Source organism: Klebsiella sp. K47, assembly GCF_051858335.1.
GTDB classification, from domain to species: Bacteria; Pseudomonadota; Gammaproteobacteria; order Enterobacterales; family Enterobacteriaceae; genus Klebsiella; species Klebsiella pneumoniae.
In genome coordinates this window covers 1-217 of sequence record NZ_JBPYUI010000507.1, presented here as the reverse complement: position 1 = coordinate 217, position 217 = coordinate 1, and the positions used below count along the sequence as shown (strand labels likewise).

1 protein-coding gene is annotated in these 217 nt (G+C 73.7%); it reads left to right on the top strand.

From position 1 onward, the window contains the following. A partial coding sequence (locus RRF55_RS28995; RefSeq protein WP_439419448.1) for a hypothetical protein occupies positions 1–217 on the top strand: 217 nt, incomplete at both ends.

Genomic DNA, 217 nt, shown 5'->3' with positions numbered 1-217 from the left:
TCGACGCTGGGCGAACCGCCTTCGATCAGGCGCTGCGCGAGCACGAGGGCGCGCTGCTGGCTGCCGATGTCGGCGTAGGCACCGGCCAACGCGGCCACGATGGCCGGGTTCTTGACCCGGTCACCGAGTGCGGCTTCGGCGCGGGCCAGCGACAGCTGCGCTTCGCCGCTGCGCTGGCGCTGCATGAGCGAGCGCGCCTGGGCGGCCTGCACCTGCA